Annotated in this window: 20 protein-coding genes and 1 pseudogene; 6 read left to right on the forward strand and 15 right to left on the reverse strand. The window is 72.2% G+C overall.

Annotated elements, in window-relative coordinates; genetic code table 11:
• Window positions 1-222 precede the first annotated feature (222 nt).
• Window positions 223-1,056, forward strand: a complete 834-nt coding sequence (locus AB0E14_RS05045; protein WP_362412135.1) for a hypothetical protein — start codon at window positions 223-225, stop codon at window positions 1,054-1,056.
• A gap of 7 nt (window positions 1,057-1,063) precedes the next feature.
• Here AB0E14_RS05045 and AB0E14_RS05050 read toward each other — a convergent pair whose 3' ends face one another.
• Window positions 1,064-1,564, reverse strand: coding sequence for a hypothetical protein (locus AB0E14_RS05050; RefSeq protein WP_362412138.1), 501 nt, complete (start codon window positions 1,562-1,564; stop codon window positions 1,064-1,066).
• Window positions 1,565-1,788: 224 nt separating this feature from the next.
• On the opposite strand from AB0E14_RS05050, the gene AB0E14_RS05055 reads away from it, so the two are divergent.
• Window positions 1,789-2,427, forward strand: coding sequence for a 2'-5' RNA ligase family protein (locus tag AB0E14_RS05055; protein ID WP_362412141.1), 639 nt, complete (start codon window positions 1,789-1,791; stop codon window positions 2,425-2,427).
• Between the two features lie 23 nt (window positions 2,428-2,450).
• Window positions 2,451-3,617, forward strand: a complete 1,167-nt coding sequence (locus AB0E14_RS05060; RefSeq protein ID WP_362412144.1) for an NUDIX hydrolase — start codon at window positions 2,451-2,453, stop codon at window positions 3,615-3,617.
• A 253-nt stretch (window positions 3,618-3,870) separates the two neighbouring features.
• On the opposite strand, the pseudogene AB0E14_RS05065 reads toward AB0E14_RS05060, so the two are convergent.
• From AB0E14_RS05065 to AB0E14_RS05085, 5 genes and pseudogenes are all read right to left on the reverse strand, one after another.
• Window positions 3,871-4,026, reverse strand: a pseudogene (locus AB0E14_RS05065) (NUDIX domain-containing protein); the annotation flags it as partial.
• 73 nt (window positions 4,027-4,099) lie between these two features.
• Window positions 4,100-5,056: an aminoglycoside phosphotransferase family protein gene (locus tag AB0E14_RS05070; RefSeq protein ID WP_362412147.1), complete on the reverse strand. Its 957-nt coding sequence runs from the start codon at window positions 5,054-5,056 to the stop codon at window positions 4,100-4,102.
• 94 nt (window positions 5,057-5,150) lie between these two features.
• The gene (locus AB0E14_RS05075; RefSeq protein WP_362412150.1) at window positions 5,151-5,708 is read right to left on the reverse strand and encodes a peptide deformylase; all 558 of its coding nucleotides are present in this window, start codon (window positions 5,706-5,708) and stop codon (window positions 5,151-5,153) included.
• A 105-nt stretch (window positions 5,709-5,813) separates the two neighbouring features.
• A complete protein-coding gene (locus tag AB0E14_RS05080) occupies window positions 5,814-6,410 on the reverse strand; it encodes an AAA family ATPase (RefSeq protein ID WP_362412153.1) in 597 nt (198 codons plus the stop codon).
• A gap of 370 nt (window positions 6,411-6,780) precedes the next feature.
• Window positions 6,781-7,611, reverse strand: coding sequence for a class I SAM-dependent methyltransferase (locus AB0E14_RS05085; protein ID WP_362412157.1), 831 nt, complete (start codon window positions 7,609-7,611; stop codon window positions 6,781-6,783).
• Window positions 7,612-7,748: 137 nt separating this feature from the next.
• Here AB0E14_RS05085 and AB0E14_RS05090 point away from each other — a divergent pair, with 137 nt between their 5' ends.
• The 3 genes from AB0E14_RS05090 to AB0E14_RS05100 all read left to right on the forward strand — a co-directional run bounded on the left by AB0E14_RS05090 (window position 7,749) and on the right by AB0E14_RS05100 (window position 9,899).
• A complete protein-coding gene (locus AB0E14_RS05090; RefSeq protein WP_362412160.1) occupies window positions 7,749-8,369 on the forward strand; it encodes an amino acid transporter in 621 nt (206 codons plus the stop codon).
• Window positions 8,369-8,845 carry an NUDIX domain-containing protein gene (locus tag AB0E14_RS05095; protein WP_362412163.1) on the forward strand — a complete coding sequence of 159 codons (477 nt, stop codon included), beginning with the start codon at window positions 8,369-8,371 and terminating at the stop codon, window positions 8,843-8,845. The genes AB0E14_RS05090 and AB0E14_RS05095 overlap by 1 nt, the downstream gene beginning before the upstream one ends.
• 217 nt (window positions 8,846-9,062) lie before the next feature.
• Complete coding sequence (locus AB0E14_RS05100; protein ID WP_096624395.1) at window positions 9,063-9,899, forward strand: TrmH family RNA methyltransferase; 837 nt, start codon at window positions 9,063-9,065, stop codon at window positions 9,897-9,899.
• Between the two features lie 7 nt (window positions 9,900-9,906).
• Here the strand turns inward: AB0E14_RS05100 and AB0E14_RS05105 are convergent, their stop codons facing one another.
• Genes AB0E14_RS05105 through AB0E14_RS05145 form a run of 9 tightly spaced genes read right to left on the reverse strand, consistent with a single transcriptional unit; the run spans window position 9,907 to window position 18,456 of the window.
• Complete coding sequence (locus AB0E14_RS05105; protein WP_362412167.1) at window positions 9,907-10,908, reverse strand: glycosyltransferase family 4 protein; 1,002 nt, start codon at window positions 10,906-10,908, stop codon at window positions 9,907-9,909.
• Window positions 10,905-11,759, reverse strand: a complete 855-nt coding sequence (locus tag AB0E14_RS05110) for a glycosyltransferase (protein ID WP_362412170.1) — start codon at window positions 11,757-11,759, stop codon at window positions 10,905-10,907. The genes AB0E14_RS05105 and AB0E14_RS05110 overlap by 4 nt, the downstream gene beginning before the upstream one ends.
• On the reverse strand, window positions 11,756-12,538 hold the full coding sequence (locus AB0E14_RS05115) for an HAD family hydrolase (RefSeq protein ID WP_362412173.1): 783 nt from the start codon (window positions 12,536-12,538) through the stop codon (window positions 11,756-11,758). The genes AB0E14_RS05110 and AB0E14_RS05115 overlap by 4 nt, the downstream gene beginning before the upstream one ends.
• The gene (locus AB0E14_RS05120) at window positions 12,535-13,557 is read right to left on the reverse strand and encodes an NAD-dependent epimerase/dehydratase family protein (RefSeq protein ID WP_096624389.1); all 1,023 of its coding nucleotides are present in this window, start codon (window positions 13,555-13,557) and stop codon (window positions 12,535-12,537) included. The genes AB0E14_RS05115 and AB0E14_RS05120 overlap by 4 nt, the downstream gene beginning before the upstream one ends.
• A gap of 25 nt (window positions 13,558-13,582) precedes the next feature.
• Complete coding sequence (locus AB0E14_RS05125; RefSeq protein WP_362412177.1) at window positions 13,583-14,788, reverse strand: polysaccharide pyruvyl transferase family protein; 1,206 nt, start codon at window positions 14,786-14,788, stop codon at window positions 13,583-13,585.
• 14 nt (window positions 14,789-14,802) lie between these two features.
• Window positions 14,803-15,837 carry a hypothetical protein gene (locus tag AB0E14_RS05130; protein ID WP_362412180.1) on the reverse strand — a complete coding sequence of 345 codons (1,035 nt, stop codon included), beginning with the start codon at window positions 15,835-15,837 and terminating at the stop codon, window positions 14,803-14,805.
• On the reverse strand, window positions 15,834-16,847 hold the full coding sequence (locus AB0E14_RS05135) for a glycosyltransferase family 2 protein (RefSeq protein WP_362412183.1): 1,014 nt from the start codon (window positions 16,845-16,847) through the stop codon (window positions 15,834-15,836). The genes AB0E14_RS05130 and AB0E14_RS05135 overlap by 4 nt, the downstream gene beginning before the upstream one ends.
• Complete coding sequence (locus tag AB0E14_RS05140; protein WP_362412186.1) at window positions 16,844-17,503, reverse strand: phytanoyl-CoA dioxygenase family protein; 660 nt, start codon at window positions 17,501-17,503, stop codon at window positions 16,844-16,846. The genes AB0E14_RS05135 and AB0E14_RS05140 overlap by 4 nt, the downstream gene beginning before the upstream one ends.
• Window positions 17,500-18,456, reverse strand: a complete 957-nt coding sequence (locus AB0E14_RS05145) for an NAD-dependent epimerase/dehydratase family protein (RefSeq protein ID WP_362412190.1) — start codon at window positions 18,454-18,456, stop codon at window positions 17,500-17,502. Before AB0E14_RS05145 ends, AB0E14_RS05140 begins: the two co-directional genes overlap by 4 nt.
• Window positions 18,457-18,481 lie beyond the last annotated feature (25 nt).

The following is an 18,481-nucleotide window of genomic DNA, read 5'->3' on the forward strand; positions in this document are numbered from 1 at the left end:
TCGCACGCCCGTGCGCTACGTTGGGTGCGGCGCAGGGCATGCACGCGTCGAGACCGCCGGGCGCCGCGCCCACGCCGCACGGCCCGGCACAGGGTCGAAGGCTCGCCGGATACGGTCCGGCACCCGGACCGGTGTCCGGCGCGGGCCCATGTTGCTTCGCTCTGACCAGACGCGGACTTCAGGGCGGGACGGCGTGGGCACCCCGCCCGCCGGGAGCCGGTCATGACCAAGCGCGGAAGCAACGACCGCAAGGCCAAGGCACGCCGCATCGCCAAGGAACGCGGCATCCGGGTCACCGAGGCACACAGCCTCCTGATCCGGGAGAAGAACCGCAACGGCCCCTCGTCGTCCGGTGCGCCGGCCGGGGAAGCCGCCGAGTTCGAGGCGCACGAGCTGAGGATCCACCGCACCGCCGCCGACGGCACGGTCGAGGTCCTCGACGGCGATGCCGCCGCCCACGCGGTGTGGTGGGACAGCACCGGTGCCCTGACGGCCGGGTGCCGGTGCGGCTGGGTCAACCCCCACGCCGGGCCGCGCTTCCCGGACCTGCCCGCGCCCTACGGCGCGGAACCCAACGAGCAGAAGCACTGGCGGTGGTACCAGGTGGTGGCCTGGGCCGAGCACGCCGGCGACGCGGAAGGGGAACCGACGTCGGCCGAGTTCGTCCAGGACCCGAGCGTCACGGTCAACGACGTAACCGTCCAGGTGATCTTCGATCTGCGGCTGCTCCTGCACCACGCCCAGGACGACCGCGAGGCCGTGGCCGCCACCTACGAGGCGGTGGAGACCCTTCTGCGGACCGCGCGGCTGGGCGTCGCTCACGAGCGAGCGCGGGGCTCGGGCCGGCAGACGGACGGACAGCCGGATCAGGGCGAAGCCCCGGCATCGCAGGAGATCCCGGTCAGCCTCGATGTCCTCCTCCGGCGTACCGATTCCGGAAGGAGCGGCGGGTACTGGGAGCTGCTCGCCGTCGAGTTCGCCGCCGCGGAACTGCGCCGCCTGGTGCTGCACGAACGCTCGGCGCTCGGCGCCGACCGTGCCGACGTGGCTGTGTGATGAGCGGTCAGGCCGCAGCGGGCAGACGGCGAGCGGACAGGTCGTGTCCGGTGAGCGCCGCCAGCTGCGGTTCCAGGGTGGCCAGCTGCTCGGCCAGCACGCCGACGCGCTGCCGTGCCGTCTCGTAGCGGGGCCAGGCCCGTACCCGGGCCGGGTCGGGGAACTCGCGGTCCAGGGCGACGACGATGTCGTCGGCGCCCGGCCGCGCCCGCTCGGCGCAATGGGCGGCCCAGCTCTCGTGGAGGAGGGACACGTCTGCGCAGGCGCGGCTCGCCTCGAAGACCGGGAGGGTCAGCGCATGGTTCGGGCCCAGGACGTTCAGCAGCCTGGTGAGCGCCGCATCGATGTGGACGCTGTGCTCGACGGTCGCACCGACGATGCTGTCCGGCTCGGCGGCGGTGGACCTGGCCGGGGTGCGCGTGGCGAGCATCAGCTGGGCGTTCCACACCGCGGCGCGGACCTTCTCCTCGCGTGCCCTCGTCCTGCGCCGCTTCACGATCCACCGCATGTGCGGGCCCCTCTCCTGAGCTGATCCGTTGATCGCCACCGTCACTGTGCCAGCCCACCACACCTCGTACCAGGGGCCGCCGGTGTTTCAGTCAGTCCCCCGAGACAGACCCGGCAGACCTCCCGCGCCAGGCGCAAGAAGATGACGCACGCCGGGAGTCCGCAGGCCCCATGGACTTCCCGATCCGGCCTCCGAGCCCGCGGCCAAGGCGATACGTTGCCCGGATGAAGCCGTTCGTCTTCCAGCAGGGGCAAGATTCCTGGGTGAAGGGGTCCCTGCTCCACGTGTACGTCACCGTGGACCTCGGCCGGAACCCGGAACTCGCCGACCTCGTACGCGGCGTACGCGCCGCGACCGCCGACGACCCGCTCACCCACGTCGGCGACGAGTGGCTGCACATCACGCTCTACCAGCTGTCCCAGAAGCCGGCCGCCGACATCCCCGACGACGTGCGCCAGGCCCTGGCCGCCGAACTGTCCCGGCAGCTACGCCCCGTCGAGCCCTTCACCGTCACGGTCGGCAGCCCTCTGGCGTACGGCACCGGCATCATCCTCGACCTCGGACCCGACGAGCCGCTGAACGCGCTGCGCACCGCCACCACCCGCGCGTTCGAGACGGTCCTCGGTAAGGACGCCACCGCCTACGACACCGGCGTCCCGCACCTGACCGAGTCGTACGCGACCGACGAGGTCACTCTGGAGCACTTCCACCAGATCCACCGCCGGCTGCGCCGCGTGCGCCCCAGCCACGCACCCCTGCGCGTCGAGGCCGTCGAACTCGTCGACGTCACCGCCGACCCGGCGCAGAAGACCATCACCTGGGAGCCCGCCGCCCCGCCGATCCCGCTCACCGGCCGCCCTTGAGCACCGGAAGGCGCCGAGAGGCCGTGACCGCCCCCAGCGACGTACAGCCCGTCCACGCCGGGGAGGAGCCGCCCGAGATCTACACCGCGAGCCTCTACCTGGCCGGCACGCCCCTCGATCCGGAGACCTCCCGGGAAGTCCTGCGCGAGGCGACCCTCCAATGGTGCCAGCCCGGCACCCTGGTGGTGCTGCTCCCCCACCCCCGCGGCAACGCCCAAGGACCGGGCGCCGCACACCGGCTCGCCTGGGAACGGATTCAGCGCGCCCGCGCCGACGAGGTCATCCACTGGTACCCCCAACCCGGCCCGGGCGCCGAGACCGGGCCGGGCGATGGCCTGGACGACGGCCGGTCCGTCCTCGGCTGCCCCGACGGCACGGCCGATGCCGGCCGGCGTCTGCGCCTGCTCGCCGAGGACCTCCAGGTCCCCGTCGCCGATACCCTGCCGCAGGCCATCGCCCTGGCCCTGGACCGCATCGGCCCCGGCGCCCCGCGCGCCGGCGGACAGCGCGATGTCCCGCTCCTGCTGTGGCGGACCCCGTCCTTCCGGGCCTGGCTCGCCGCCCAGAAGGACGCCGGCAACACGCTGCTCGGCGGCCGGGTCTCCTGGACCTTCCGCGTCGGCCCCCACCGCTCCCACGTCCTGCTGTGGGCGTACGCCGCCCGCATCCACGTCGCGGCCGAGGACCGCGTGAAGGACACCGAAGTCGTCCTGGGACGGCCCGACCTGACCAGCGTCGTCGCCTACCGGCCCGCGCCCCAGTGGCAGGACACCGAGATCGTGCTCGTACGCGAGTTCCGCTCCCCCGCCCGCACCCCGGACGCCTACATCCGCGAAGTCCCCGGAGGATCCAGCGCCAAGCCGGGCGACCCCCGGCTCACGGCCGCGGCCGAGTTCACCGAGGAGACCGGCCTGCCCCTCTCCCCGGCGCGGCTCCACTTCGTCGGCACCCGCCAGGCGGCTGGCACCCTGTCCGTCCACACCCAGACCGCGTACGCCGTCGAGCTCAGCGCGCACGAGCTCGAGCAGCTACGGGCCGATATGACCAGCCACGGCAACGCTGCCGAGACCGAGCACACCCACGTGGAAGTCGCCCGCCTCGCCGACATCCTGCGCTCGGACGGCCCCCACGCCGTGGACTGGGCGACGCTCGCCGTCATCCTCCAAGCACTGCAACCGCTGATGCGGTAGCGGGCCGGCCGGGGAACAGCCGATGCGTCGGATGAGGTGGCGCGCCTCACGGCTTCGCGGGGCCGCCACCGAAGCCTGACCGGACAGCATCCGACGCCGGCCAGGTCACAGGGTCCCGTGCCGAGGCTCGGGGGCCGGAAACCGGCCGCTGCGCGGGGCTGGGCGTCACCGATGATGTCAGCCGGGGAAGGGCCGTGCACCACGCGGGGCCTGTTCGCTCCGTGCGCAGGTGATGCGGAGCACGAGGTCGGCGGACCTCGCGTAGGAGCGCTTCCTCGCGGGTGGCGTCGCTCTCCTCAACGCCACCGCCGACGAGGACCCAGTAGGGGTCGATGCCGGGGCGGACGCGCTTGATCACGAGCGTGGTGTCGTTCGGCGTGACGAGGACAGCGCGAACGCGCTCCTTCATGGGTTCGTCTCCTTGGTGAGTGGTGGGGCGGGACAGGTACCGGCGGCGGGTTCGACGTGGGGCGGGAAGACCATCAGCTCCTCCAGTCCAGGTCGCGCAGGACGGTGACGGCCCACTGGTAGTGGCCGGTGGCCTGGATCGGCCTGTGGTTCTCGGGATACAGGTCGCAGGTGAGGAGCGCGATGATCTCGACGTAGGCGCGCAGGAGGTGGCGGCGGCCGGCGGGCGTGCGGTCGGCGGCCTGGTCGAGCAGGCGCCGCCAGACGGTGAGGCGGTCGGCCTCGTACTGGCGGTAGTAGACGCAGGCGCCGGCGACGTCGTAGAGCGGGTCGCCGGTCATGGTCAAGGTCCCGAAGTCGACGACCGCGGACACGCTCCCGCCGGCGAGCAGGAGGTTGTCGGGGTAGAGGTCGCCGTGGACGACGGCCTCGGGCCCGGTGTAGGGGCTGTCGAGCAGGGTGTGCAGGTCCTTGACGATGGTGTCGATGCGGGGGACGTCGGCGCTCAGGATGTCGTGGACGGCCTCGAGCCTGCTGTCGAGCAGGCGGCGCAGGAAGGGGCGCCAGCCGAGGCCGGGCTCCGCGCCGGGCGTGCCGGGGCCGGCCAGGAGCATGCGCGGGTCCGCGCCGCTGGGCGGGGGCAGGGCGCCGAGGGCGGTGACGGCGTCGAGGTAGAGGGCCTCGGCCTCGGGGGTGGTCAGGTCGCAGACCTCGCCCATCGGACGGCCGGGCAGGAGCGCCTCGCGGGTGGCCAGGAGCGGGCCGTGCTGCTCGACCGCGTGGATCACCGGCAGGACGTAGGGCACCCGGCCGCGATCGAGTTGGTCGTAGAAGGTGCGCAGGGTCTGCAGCCGGGCGGCCTGGGTGCCGTCGGGGTCGGCGTACACCTTGAGGACCTGCTCGGCGTCGAGGAGGTAGACCTTGGCCTCGGTGCCGGTGGCGATGAGGTCGGCGGAGGTGAGCTGGTGGGCGGCGAGGAGGTCGCGTTCGGCCTGGGCGGTGATGCCGCTGACGTCGCGTCGGTGGATCACGGGGCGACTCCCGGAGGCGATGGTGCGGTTGGCGGGTCGGCTGGATTTGAAGGAGAAAGCCACCGGGCAGAATTCGGAGGCACCGCGTCGGCCTTCACTGCTCGTAGGCCCACGCCCGGCCGGTCTGGCGGTATTCCTCGACGGGAATAGGCGCGACGCCGGCCCGCATCCGCGCGGTGTAGAGCACGCCGTCAAGGTGGTCGACCTCGTGGTGGACCAGCCGGGCGATCCCGCGCTCGTAGATGGCGGTCACCGCCTGGCCCTCCAAGGTGGTGGTCTCCACTGTGATCCGCAAGGGCCGAGAAACGAGGCCGCGGACGTCGAAGAACGACAGACAGCCTTCGAACTTCTCGTCCGTCTCCTCCGAGGCGACGATGATGCGGGGGTTGAGCAGCACGATCGGGTCGGCCCCAGGGGGCTGGATGACCGCTGCGGACCGCGGGATGCCGATCTGCGGGGCGGCTACGCCCAGGCCCTTGCCGGAGAAGTCGTGCGCGCGGCGGATGCGCTCCATGGCGTCAAGGAGCCGACCCACGACGGTGTCGGCGGTGTGCAACTCGTCAGGGAGGGCAAAGGGGCGGGCAGGCTCGTCCAGGCCGGGCGCGCCGACCTGAACGACGCCGAGATCGCGCATCTGCTGGCTGGGTCGCACCGGACCAACTCCCCCTTCGCGGACGGTCAAAGGAAGTCTGCCCCACGGCTTGCCACGAGGCGGCTCGTTTCGCCCTCAACGGGCAGGTCCGAACGGGCGCACGATTCAGTGCGGATCCGCTGACCGGCCTCCGGGCAACGTACGGTTGCGAACGGGTGCGAGAGCGAAATCGGCGATGTCGTGGAGGCCCGGCTGGTAGCCGTCCGAGGTGTCCACCGTCAGGGTGGGGACGTCCAGGGAGATCGGCGCCCAGGAATCAAGGGAGTGTTCTCCGGCGGCGAGGGCTTCGAGCAGGTCCTGGTCGCCGTGGGCGGCCCGGTGCGTGTCGGCCTTGGCGCGCTGGACGATGCGGTCGTGGGCGATGTCGGCCTGGGTGGTGCAGCGGATGACGCGGAGGTGTGCGAGGCCGATGAGCGGCTCGAGGTTCGGGCGCCACAGCCGGTCTTGGAAGGCGGCTTCGGCGACGAGCGTGACGCCAGCCTTCAGGAGCACGTTGAGCGTACCGAAGAAGGCATGCAGGGTCGGGTGGTTGAGGGGGTCGTCGCCGCCGCCCTGGTAGCCGGGGTGGGACAGGACCATGCCCTGCTTGATCTCGTCACGGATGATCGCGGGGCATCCGAGGACGCGGGCGAGCTCATGCGCGAGGGTGGTCTTCCCTGTTCCGGGTCCGCCGCTCACGACGACCGCGATCGGTGTGCTCATCGCGTGTTCACACAGGTCAGCATGGGGATTTCCCGTTCGTGGCGTTGTCCCGTCAGGGCAGGGGTGGACGTGGTGTTCCCTGTGAGCCGTAGAGCGATGATTCCGGGCTCGCGGGCTAGTTTGGCGTATAGGCACGGATGAGGTTGGGCCATCGTGGTCGACGACGGCTTCTCGTCCCTCTGCCGTGCCCAGTGCCGCAAGGCCTCTGGCAACGCCGAGCCGTCGACCACCGCCGCCGGGACGGCGGGTGGCTTCGGACGCCGGCGGCCGGTGCCGCCTCTCCGCCGCCCCGGCATCCACCGCGAGAAGGACCAGGGCGACGGTCCGCAGCGAAGCGGGTCCCATAGCTGCACGTCACACCGTGGGTGGTTCATTCTCGGGCCCGTCCGGTGAGAAGAAGGTGCGCGGACGCGTCGGCGAACTGGGGATGCCCGTCGGCAAGCCGCGCCGTCTCGAGGGCGCCGGGCAGCAGCGGCGAGTCGTAGAGGGGTGTGCCGGCGGTGCGTTCGGCGGCACGGAGGTAGGCCCAGCCGGGGCCTTCGATCCCGGTCACGGTGATGCCGGTCAGGCCTGCGTCGGCGGCCTCGGCCGCGAGCTCGGCAGCGGTGTGGAAGTGAGCGGTGGTGAAGCCGCGGCTGCCGTCGTACGAACCGCTGCGCAGGACCGTGGCGACTTCGCCGTGGAGGAGCTCGGGGGTGAGCTCGGCGTGCACAGTGTAGTCCTGCAGGAGGCTGTAGCGGCTGATGCCGGCGGCGGCGACCAGGGCTCCAGGCCTCGCCGCTCTGGCGGCTTCTTCGAGGGCGCGGACGCGGTCGGCGCGGGCGGCGAGGTGGTAGAGGGGCCCGAGCAGTAAGACGGCGTCGTAGGAGCCGGTGGCGGCGGTGAGGTGTCGGGCGTCGCCGAGTTCGGTGGTGCACCCGGGGGCGTGAACAGCGGCCTGATCGAGGTGCCGACGGACGGGGTCGATCAGGTGGACGGTGTGGCCGTCCTCGATGAGCCACCGGGCGTGGGTGCCGGGACCGCCGCCGACGTCGAGCACCCGTGCGGGCGCGGGCGGAAGGTGGCCGCGGAGGAGCTCGCGAGTGCGGAGGAGTTCGAGGCGGCCGCTGGCGGTGGTGTGGAGCCGGTCGGCTTCGTCGTACTGGGCGGCGTAGTAGGTGACGATCTCGGACGCTGTCTGCACAGGGCGCGATGTCGGCATGACCGGAGGGTAGGAGCAGGAGGCGGGGCGGGGCATCCGGTTTCCCGGGCGCTTTGTGAAGCTCGGTGTGCCCCTCGTTCCTGAGCGGTAACGTTTCGCATCCACGCTGGGCGATGTTGCAGGGGAAGGGCACGGTGATGCGGGAGGCACAGCCCGGGCGGGACTGGGAGCCCGCCGACCTAGCCGAGGTCGTCGCCTTGTTCTCGAAGACGCCCCGCCCCTGGTGGGTTGCGGGCGGCTACGCCGTGGAACTCGCCGTGGGCCGGCCGTTTCGGGAGCACGACGACATCGACGTCCTGCTGCTGCGGCGAGACCAGCTCGCGGTTCAAGAGGTCCTTGCCGGGTGGGAGTGGTGGGCTGCGGACCCGCCGGGCTCGTTGCGCCGGTGGGTGTCCGGCGAGCTGCTGCCGGTCGGCGTGCACGACGTATGGTGCCGGCCCGGTCCGGATGAGCCGTGGCGGATTCAGGTGATGCTCGACGAGGCCGACGGCGAGACCTGGGTGTCGCGCCGCGACGCCCGAATCCGGCGGCCGGTGAAGCAGATCGGGGCAGCAACTGCTGACGGTACGCCGTTCCTGGCGCCGGAGGTCCAGCTGTTCTACAAGGCGAAAGCTCCTCGGCCGAAGGACGAGCAGGACTTCGCCGAAGTACGGCCTCATCTCGGCCAGGAGGCGCGGGCGTGGCTGGCCGAGGCGATTTCTGTCGCGTACGGGCCGCACCCGTGGGCCGAGATCCTGCAGACCAGGGAGGGAAGCTGATGCCGCAGAAGACCGCCCCGTCCGGCTACTCCTACGCCGCGCACTACGCGGACGTGCACCTGATCGTCCGCCGGGGGAACGAGATCCTCATGAGCCGCCGCGTGGAGACACAGCGCGTATTCCCGGGCATGTTCCAGGTGCCCGCCGGGCTCTTGGAGGACGGCGAGCCCGCCGCCGTGGCGGCTGCCCGCGAGTTCGCCGAGGAGACCGGCGCCGGCGTCGACCCGGCCGACGTCCGGTTCGTGCACCTGATGCACCACGTATCGACGCACGCCGGTGACCAGCGGATCGCATTCTTCTTCGAGACAGACCGGTGGCACGGCGAGATCGGTAACCCCGAGCCCGACAAGTGCGAGGGCTGGAACTGGTACAAAACAGCAGCGCTGCCCGAACCGATGCCGCCGTACCTCGCGGTCGCGCTGCGGCACATCGCCACCGGTATCCCCTACAGCGAATATGCGTGGCCCGCGACGTAGAGCCAGGGAGGACGGCCGCGGGGGCCCGGTCCCACGGGGCTCGACTCGACCTGATCTGGGCAGCCTGACCGGTGATTCCCGTACTCACCGCAGCGTCCGTGGCGCCGGTCGTGAGCCCGTACGCGTGGTTGTGCCGGTGTAAAGTTCCGAGCTGCGCTGGTGCGGACTCCGCCGTGGTCGGAACGCATCGAAGTAGTCGGCTCATCTTGGAGGACAGGTGCCAGCGATCCAGCGGATCACCTCCCGCAACGCGAAGTTCCAGCAGTGGGAAGCGCTGCTCACCAACCGGAAGAAGCGCAACCAGCTCGGTGAGTTCCTGGTCCAGGGGGTTCGGCCGATCTCGCTGGCCGTGGAGTACGGCTGGCCGATCAACGCGCTGCTCTACGACGACCGGCGGAAGCTGTCGGGCTGGGCGCAGGAGCTGTTGCGGACGACGCGGGCCGAGCGGATCGTGATGGCGCCGGGGCTGCTGGCGGAGCTGGGCGAGAAGGCCGAGGGCGCGCCCGAGGTGATCGCGGTGGTCGGCATGCCGGCGGACGACCTGGGCCGGATCGAGGTTGGACCGGACTTCCTCGGTGTCCTGTTCGACCGGCCGACCACGCCGGGCAACATCGGGAGCATCATCCGGTCGGCGGACGCCTTCGGCGCGCACGGGATGATCGTTTCGGGTCACGCCGCCGACGTCTACGACCCGAAGGCCGTGCGGGCGACCACGGGCAGCCTGTTCTCGCTGCCGTCGGTCCGGGTGCCGGGGCCGAACGAGGTGATGGCCTGGGTGGAGCAGCAGCGTGCCGCCGGTCACCCGCTGGTCCTGGTGGGCACGGACGAGAAGGGCGACGCCGACGTCTTCGACTTCGACCTGACCCAGCCGGTGCTGCTGCTGGTGGGCAACGAGACGACCGGGCTGTCCAGCACCTGGCGGGAGCTGTGCGACTTCACGGTGAGCATCCCGATGACGGGGGCCGCCAGCTCGCTGAACGCGGCGAACGCCGCGACCGCGGTCCTGTACGAGGCTTCCCGGCAGCGGATCGCGGCCGGGAAGCGTTCGCGTTGATCTCGTGTCAGGTCCAGGTGCCGCCCTCGGCGGCGCGGCGGTAGACCTCCAGGTACTTCGCGGCGATCACGTGGTGGCCCCAGCGCTCGATGGCGGCGGCGCGGAGGTGCTCCGGGGCCGGGAGGCCGGCCAGGATCTTGGCGGCCTCCTCCCCGGTGGGCGTCTGCTCGACCGGCAGGGCGATGCCGACGTGCGGGGCGATCTCGCCCAAGCATCCGTTATCGGTGGCGATGACCGGGGTGCCGCTGACGGCCGCCTCCGCGACGACGGTGGCCCCGGGCTCGATCCACTCGCCTCCGAAGGGGCCGCCGAAGGGCTGGGAGAGGACGAGCAGAGCACGGGCGGCGGCGAGCAGGCCGGTGCGGTGGCTGCCTCCGACCTCTCCGATGTACTCGGCGGTGCCGGGGTAGTCGGTGAGGATGCTGTGCAGGTAGTCCGGCTCCCAGGCCGGCCCGGCGAGTTTCAGCGGGAGGCCGGCGGCCTGGGCGAAGGCTGCCGCGTCCCGCGCGCCCTTGTGGACCGAGACCCGGCCGAGGAACAGCAGGAAGCCGTCCTTCTTCTCGCGGTAGGTATAGCGGTCGGGGTTGACCGGCAGCCGGATGATCGGCGCATCCGTGGACCCGGCGGCGCGGCGCTGGGCGTGGGAGAGGTAGACGCCGTTCCCTCGGTGCTCGGGCACTCCGTTGAGGTGGTGGGTGCGCACGGCGGGCCAGTCGGGCTCGGCGGGCAGGAGCTGGCCGTTGGTGTGGTCGTGCACCACGTCCGGGCCGAACGCGCTCAGCGCGGCCCGAGTGGCGTCGATGGTGGTGGCGTCGGAGACGGTCAGGCCCAGCCGGACGCTGCTGCCGGGGGCACCGACGAGGAGGATCTCGCACCCAGCGGCAAGCAGTCCGTCGATGAGGGTGGCGACCACCCACTGGATGCCGCCGTAGCCCTGCGGCGGGACGGTGATCCACTGGGTGGTGTCCTGCCCGTACCGGTGGGGCGGGTTGAGCATGGCGATCTTCACGGGCGCCTCCGGGCCTGCTCGAGGAGTTCGCGACCGATGCCGGTCAGCACCGCGGCGATGTAGAGGACGGCGAGCACGGCGGGTCGCGCGCCGGGGCCGCCGGAGCGGTTGCGTCTCCACTCCTTGTGCAGGCCGCTGCCGGCGGTGCGGCGGCGGACTTCGCTGCGGCCCTGCCAGTAGGCCCGGCGCAGGAGGTAGCCAGGGCGGAGCCGGTGGGCGGGGATCAGGTGGCGGACCTGCCTGTCGTGGAGGACCGCGGTGGTCGCGCCGAGGGCGGCGAGCCGGCGCACGAGCGTGGTGTCCTCGGCGGAGGCCAGGTTGGTGCCGACGCGGCCCAGACGGCTGTCGAAGTCGATGCCGAGCAGGCGGGCGTGGTCGCGGTCGAGGGCGAAGCACCCGCCCCAGATGCTGGCGGGCAGGTCCGGGTGGTGGGAGCCGAGGTAGTGCAACTGCCCGGCGGTGAGCCACCACGGGGTGCGGCGACCTTGGAGGTCGGCGGTGATCCGGGTACCGGCCACGTGCGCCCCGCCGGTCAGGGCGGTGCGCAGGTCCTCCATCGCGTCGGTGGTGGGGACGATGTCGTCGTCCACGAACACGACGTGCCGGGTGGGGGCCTCCTTCAAGGCGAGGTTGCGACTGTAGGACAGACCGATGGTGGCCCCGTTGAAGAAGACGGTTCGTCGCCGGTCGGTGGGCTCGGCGAGCCGCCGCTGGGTGGCGGCGTCCGCGGCGGTGTCCACGATGACCACGAGGTGGTCGTCCGCGCCGAGGATGCCGGAGAGCCGGTCGAGGGCGGACAGGAGCAGGCCCGGCCGGTTGCTGCACAGCGCAACGGTGAGGGGGACGCTCACCGGACCACCTCCGTACGGCGCCGGGCCGGGGCGCGGTCGGTGAGCCGGGTGGCCAGGTCGGCGAGGTCGACGGCGTGCAGGCTGTGGTCGGCGGCGGCGGCGGGGTGGCGGCGGACCTCCAGGCGTTCGGCCCGCACCTTCTCGTACGCGACGAGCAGAGCCGGATCGACTCCGGACGGGGCGTTCCAGCCGGTGGGCGGGGTGACGAGCGCGGTGTGGGCGCCCAGGCACTGGGCGGGGGCGGCGTCGTGGTCGGGCCGGTCGCCGACCATCAGAGTGGTGGCCGGGTTCCAGCCGAGCTGCTCGATGGCCCAGCCGAGGAGGCCGGGGTCCGGCTTGGCGATGCCCACGGTGGTGTCGAGGGCGATGAGGGCCAGGTGCTCGGTGGCTCCGCTGGCGCGCAGGACCTCCTCGCACTCGGGGGGCTGGTTGGCGACCACGCACACCGGACGGTGCTCGGCGAGGGTGGCGAGCGCGGCGTGGGCGCCGGGTACCAGCTGCGCGAGGTCGGCCCAGCGGCGGCGGACGCTGGTCCAGGCGTGCGCGCCGGCCGGGCTGTAGAGGCCGGGGCTGGCGGTGGCGCTGGCCCGCTGGAGGTAGAAGCGGCGCATCTCGGCGGTGAACCGCTCGATGGTCAGGGTGGGGTCGGCTTCGCCGGCCAGCTCCAGCACGGCTTGGAGCCAGGCGAGTTCGAACGGCTCGTCGTAGTAGAGGACGCCGCCGACGTCGGTGGCGATGGTCTCGACGGCGGGGGCGGTGGTCTTGGCGGGCTTGGTCACGGGGTGTCCGTCCGGGAGGTGGCGGTGGCGTACCACTCGGGGTGGGTGGCGGGGGCGGTTTCGAGGGCGAGGGTGGAGTGGGGCCGGACGGGGCCGTGGGCCTTGGCCCAGGCGGCGGTGGCGGCGAGGCCGTCGGCCAGAGGGGTGTCCTTCCAGCCTCCGAGCAGCATCCGGGCGAGTTCGCTGCTGGTGTAGGCGGCGTGGACCTCCTCGCGGGTGTCCAGGTGGCGGATCGGGTGATCGGGCACGCCCATCGCCTCGCGCACCGCGTGGGCCATCTCCAGCACGGTGCAGGGCTGCTGGCTGCCGACGTTGATCACCCGGTTCCAGTGCCGGGGGGTCTCGGCGGCGTCGAGGAAGCACCCGACGATGTCGTGGACGTAGGTGAAGGCGCGCTGCTGGCTGCCGTCGCCGTACACGGTGATCGGCTCGCCGCGCATGATCTGGTTGAGGAAGATCGCCACCGCGTTACGCAGAGGGTCGCCGAGGTTCTGCCGCTCGCCGTAGACGTTGTGCATCCGCAGCGCGGTGAACGGCAGGCCCTGCATCTGCGCGGTGATGGCGAGTTCGCGTTCGATGGTGAGCTTGGCGTTGCCGTAGCTGTCGACGGGCTGCGGGTGGTCGTCCTCGCACATGGGGACGCGGCCGGTGCCGTAGACGGCTACGGAGGAGGCGTAGGAGAAGTACCGGACGCGGGTGCGCAGGGCGGCGTTGATCAGGTGGGTGCTGCCGAGGACGTTGACCTCGTAGTTGTGGGCCTTGACGGCGTGGCTGATGCCCTCGGCGGCGAACGCGGCCAGGTGGAAGACGCTGTGGAAGGCGTGCGAGGCGAACAGGTCATCCACCACGGTGCGGTCGGCGATCGAGCCGGTGACGAGCCTCGCGCCGACGGGGATGTTCTCCTTCTTGCCGCCGTCGAGGTTGTCCAGGACGACGACCTCGTGTCCGGCGGCCAGGAGGCGGTCGGCGAGGTGGGATCCGATGAACCCGGCTCCGCCGGTCACCAGGTGAAGGGCCATGCTGTGCTCCGATCGGGTGGGCGGGTCAGGAGTTGGTGAGGAGGGCGCGCACCCGGGCGATGTCCGCCGTGGCGAGCGCGACCTGGGCGGGAACTCGGGTGGCGAGGTGGTCGCGGAGCTTGTCGGAGTCGAGACGGGCGAGGTGCTCGGCTGCGGCCGGGTCTGCGGTGAACGCGGCGATGTCGCTGTGGATGTCGCTGACTGGGACGGAGGGGCCGTAGGTGTCGGCGAGGACACCGTGGAACTTCGGGGAGTGGCCGAGGGCGACGGCCGGGGTGCCGCTGGACAGAGCGGCGATCGAGGCGTGCAGGCGTTCGGAGATGACCAGCTCCGCGCCGCCGAGGACGGCCTTGTAGTCGCCAGCCCCAGTGCCATCGGCGTCCAGGACGTGCACCGGCACACCGGGGAGGCGGGCCGCGATCTGCCGCGCAAGGAGGCGGTCGTCGTTGTGCTCGCGGGAATCGTGGCAGTGCGGGACGAAGACCAGCGGCCGGCAGCGAACGCGCCACAGCATGTCGGCAAGACGGGTGAGCGCGGCCAGATGCTGGGCGTCGCTGATCGGGCTGTAGCGGGTCACGCCCCGGCTCGGCGCCAGGCACACGTACTCCTGCCCGGCGTCCAGGCCGGCGGCGGCGAGCAGCTGCACGGCGCGGTCGGGGCCGGACGGTTCGAGGAGGAACGCGGGGTCGGCGGAGAGCACCACCGCCTCTTCGGGCAAAGCCAGGCGCCCGGTGAGATAGGCCAGGGTGGTGGTCTCACGAACGGTCAGCAGGTCGAGCCGGCCGGCGGTGGTGGTGAACGCGGCCTGTTCGGCGGGGTCGGTAAACGGGCCCACGGACTGGCCGACCATCGCGGTGGGGACGCCGAGCTTCTGGGCCCGGTCGAGCACCGCGAGGTAGGGGGTGGAGACGCCGTAGTCGGAGGTGTGCAGGTCTCCCCCAGTGGCCAGGACCAGGTCCGCGTGCTTGAGGAGGCGGGCGGCGCGTTCGCGGCGGTGCGGCTCGGTTTCGACCGGCCGCAGGGTGGCCCAGGACCGGGAGACGACGAACGGGTCCGCGGTGCAGTCGGCGCCGCTCCCGGCGAGCGCTTCGGCATCGAGGTCCGGGGTCTGGGTGAGGACGGTGACCGTGATGTCCGGCGTGGCGGTCAGCGCGGTGGCCAGGGACCGGGCGAGCGCCTCGACTCCTCGGCTCTCGCAGCTGGTGATGCCGGTGATCAGGATGTTGGGCACGGGAGCCTCCCGGACTAGTGGGTGAAGGCGAGGAGCTGGCCGAGGACGCGCCGGTAGTTGAAGCCCCGGCGCAGTTCCTCCTGGATGCGGCCCAGGCGCTGGCGGTTGGCGGGACCGTCGCGCAGGAGCCGGGCGAGGTCCTCGGCCGGGTCGCCACCGAGGATGAACGGGGTGATCTCCTCGCCGTAGAGGCCGGTGGTGTAGGCGAGTTCGGGCGGCAGGGCGGGCATGGTGCCGGCCGCGACGGTCTCGAACATGCGCGGGGTGAGCAAGCGCTGGTGGGCGAGCAGGGGCCGGGCCAGGACCGGGGTGATATCGGCCTTCGCCATCTGCGCGAGGACCTGACCGAACGGGACAGGGCCGGTGACCTTGACGCCGCGCTCGGCCAGCCAGCCGGGCCGGTTGGCGGTGGCGGCGAGGTGGTCGGGATGGGGGTCGCCGTCCCACCAGCGGCCGGCCACCCGCAGCCGCACCAGCGGCGGGCGCGCCGAACGGGCGGCCTCGATGAACTGGGCGAGCGCGTCCCAGCGCCACCAGTTCGCGCCGACGTACTGGAGGTCGTAGGTCGCGGCCGGTGCCCGCTCCGGGCGGTGCACCGGCTTGGGCATCCCGAAGTACGGGAAGAACTGCACGCCGTCCGGGAGCTTGCCGAGGCGCGGCTGGAGGATGAGGTCACTCAGCTGCCGGTACAGCTTCTGCCACTGCTGGTGGCCGTAGGCTCCGGCGGACTCGTCGGCTCCGAGAACGGTGTGCTCGCCCCAGTGGGCGTCCGGGTCCAGAACGATCCGGCGCTCCCGCGGGAAGCGCTCGCACAGCTCCCGCCGCCGCTCGTCCAGGAACTGGCGGCCTTCGAAGACCAGGACCAGGTGGGTGCCCCAGCCGAGATCGTCGACGACCGGCAGCAGACCGGGGACCTGGTCGTCCAGGCGGCACAGCGGACCGGCGAGGGCGACTTCGCAGTCCAGCGCGGGGGCGGCGCGCACGTATTCGCCGACCATATGCGCCGATCCGGCCTGCCAATGGAAGTCACCGGCGAACAGCAGCCTCACCGCGCGCCCCCGGCAGCGCGCAGGCGGCGGTGGGCACGGCGGCGACGCGCGATGGTCGGGGCGAGCCGCAGCAGCCACCACGCGGCAGTGGCCGTCTCCGCCCACCCGCGGACCACGGTCGTGTTCCCTCCGACCGAGCGGCCGGCCAGGTCCTGGCGCAGCCACCGCCCGGCCAGGGAGAGGATCGCGGGCCACCTCCACGTGATGTCCGTGAGCAGGAAGTAGTAGCGGTTGCGGCGCATCTGCACCCGCCGGTAGGTGCTCGCGCCGGTTCCGCCACCGCCGTAGTGCTGGATGCCCAGGTCCAGGTTGAGGGCGACCCGCCAGCCCGCCCAGCGGACCCGGCGGCACAGGTCGGTCTCCTCGTAGTAGGTGTGGAAGACCCGGTCGAACAGGCCGAGGGTGCACAGGACCTCGGCGCGGACGAAGAGGGCCGCGCCCTGGACGTAGGCGTGCTCCAGGGTGGCGGGGGCTCGGCCGTGCGCGGGGCCGGCCGGGGAGGGCCGGTTGGGGCGGTCGCCCACGAAGCCGTCGGCCTCGCCCAGTTTCAGCGCGAGCCGCGACCAGTCGTTGTGCTCGTCCAGGGAGACGGCCCCGCCGTCGGCGTCGGTGTAGGTGTACTGCATGGGGCCGCAGATGCCGTACGTCGGCCACTTCTCCATGAAGGCGGTCAGCTGCTGGATGAGGTCGGCCGGGGTGCGGGTGTCGGGGTTGACGAGGAACACGTAGTCGGCGCCGGCGGTCAGGGCGGCGCGCATGCCGACGTTGTTGGCGCGGGCGAAGCCCAGGTTGGCGTCGTTTTCGATGATCCGCACGGCGGGGAAGTCGTCGCGGACCATCGCGGTGCTGCCGTCGGTGGAGGCGTTGTCGACGTACCAGACGGTGAGGTCGAGGTCGGGGGTGTGGCTGGCGAGGAGGGTGGAGAGGCAGGCGGGCAGCCAGCGGGCCTCGTTGGTGCCGACCGTGATGGTGGCGACCTTCGGGCGGCGGGCGGGTGCGGTGCTGGTCACGGTACCTCCGTGTTGGCGGGGACGAATTCGATGACGAGGCTGCGGCGGGGCCGCTCGGTGGAGTTGGGGCGCGAGGCGTGCACGGCCCGGACGTCGTGCACGGCCACGTCGCCGGCCCGTGCGCCGACCGGCAGGACAGGCCCGGCGTCGCGAACCTGGTCTACGTCGGCGTCATCGGCCAGCAGGTGGCTGCCGGGTACGAACTCCAGACAGCCGTTGGAGGCGTCGGAGCCGTCCAGGAACAAGCTGAGGTTGATCGCGCGGCCGGGCTCGGCGTCGGTGCGGTCGCGGTGCCAGGGGACAGCGGCGGCCACGTGCGGCATCTTGACGATCATGGCGATGACCCGGGCACGCGCCGGGCCGCCGAGGAGGGTCGCGGCGAGGTGGTGCAGCGGGCCGGTGGCGAACAGCCCGGCCGCGAGCGGGGCACCGGGCTGCTGCTCAAGGTTGTGGATGCGGTAGAGCACCGGCGTGCTCTCGCCCTCGCGGGTGAAGTGCCAGAAGTCCTCGCTGCGGTGGCCGCTCTCGAACGCGGCCACCAGGGCATCGGCCTCGGCACGCAGCCGCTCCAGCAGCGGATCGGTGACCACGGCCGGGACGAGCGTGTATCCGTCCGCCCAGAGCTGGCCGAGGGCGTCGGCGGTCGGCGCGGTCACCGGGTGGCCCCGGCGGTGAACTGCTCGGTGAACCAGGCGACGGTGGCGGCCAGGCCGTCCTCGATCGCCGTCCGCGGCGCCCACCCGAACACCTCCCGGGCCACGGTGGTGTCGGGCTTGCGGCGGACCGGATCGTCCTCAGGCAGGGCGGTGAACTCGACCGCCGCGGCGGAGCCGGTGAGGTCGAGGACCAGGTGGGCGAGGGCCAGCACCGTGCGCTCGTCCTCGGTTCCCAGGTTGACCGGGCCCGGGTGGTCGCTCGCGGCGACGGCGAGCAGCCCGGCCACGGTGTCGTCCACGTAGCACAGCGAGCGGCTCTGGTGGCCGTCCCCAGTGACCCGCAGCGGCTGCCCGGCCAGCGCCCGGGTGACGAATGCCGGCACCGCGCGGCCGTCGTCGGTGCGCATCCGCGGGCCGAAGGTGTTGAAGATCCGCACGATCGCGGTGTTGGTGCCGAACTCGCGGCGGTACGCGGCGGTGGCGGCCTCCGCGAAGCGCTTGGCCTCGTCGTAGACGCTGCGCGGACCGATCGGGTTGACGTTGCCCCAGTACGCCTCGGTCTGCGGGTGCTGGTGCGGGTCGCCATACACCTCCGAGGTCGAGGCCAGGACAAACCGGGCCCCGCGCACCTTGGCGAGCTCCAGCGCGTTCAGCGTGCCGATGGAGCCGACCGACAGCGTCGGGATGGGGTGGCGCAGGTAGTCCGCCGGGGAGGCCGGCGACGCGAGGTGGAACACCACGTCCACCTCGCCCGCGACGGCAAGCTTGTCGTTGACGTCCTGCTCGACCAGCTCGAAGTGCTCGGTGCCAAGCAGGTGCGCGATGTTGTCGCGGCTGCCGGTCAGGAAATTGTCCACGCAGACCACGGCGAAGCGGTCGCGGATCAGTGCGTCACACAGGTGGGAGCCGATGAATCCGGCTCCGCCGGTCACGACAGCGGTCCCTCGGCGCATGGGGCTCCTCCAAGCTCAGGCACGC

The organism is Streptomyces sp. NPDC047981 (assembly GCF_040653315.1).
GTDB lineage: Bacteria > Actinomycetota > Actinomycetes > Streptomycetales > Streptomycetaceae > Streptomyces.

Coding starts and splice junctions, on each gene's coding strand:
- AB0E14_RS05045 (WP_362412135.1), top strand. CDS start 223: ATGACCAAGCGCGGAAGCAACGACCGCAAGGCCAAGGCACGCCGCATC.
- AB0E14_RS05050 (WP_362412138.1), bottom strand. CDS start 1,564: ATGCGGTGGATCGTGAAGCGGCGCAGGACGAGGGCACGCGAGGAGAAG.
- AB0E14_RS05055 (WP_362412141.1), top strand. CDS start 1,789: ATGAAGCCGTTCGTCTTCCAGCAGGGGCAAGATTCCTGGGTGAAGGGG.
- AB0E14_RS05080 (WP_362412153.1), bottom strand. CDS start 6,410: ATGAGCACACCGATCGCGGTCGTCGTGAGCGGCGGACCCGGAACAGGG.
- AB0E14_RS05085 (WP_362412157.1), bottom strand. CDS start 7,611: ATGCCGACATCGCGCCCTGTGCAGACAGCGTCCGAGATCGTCACCTAC.
- AB0E14_RS05090 (WP_362412160.1), top strand. CDS start 7,749: ATGCGGGAGGCACAGCCCGGGCGGGACTGGGAGCCCGCCGACCTAGCC.
- AB0E14_RS05095 (WP_362412163.1), top strand. CDS start 8,369: ATGCCGCAGAAGACCGCCCCGTCCGGCTACTCCTACGCCGCGCACTAC.
- AB0E14_RS05120 (WP_096624389.1), bottom strand. CDS start 13,557: ATGGCCCTTCACCTGGTGACCGGCGGAGCCGGGTTCATCGGATCCCAC.
- AB0E14_RS05145 (WP_362412190.1), bottom strand. CDS start 18,456: ATGCGCCGAGGGACCGCTGTCGTGACCGGCGGAGCCGGATTCATCGGC.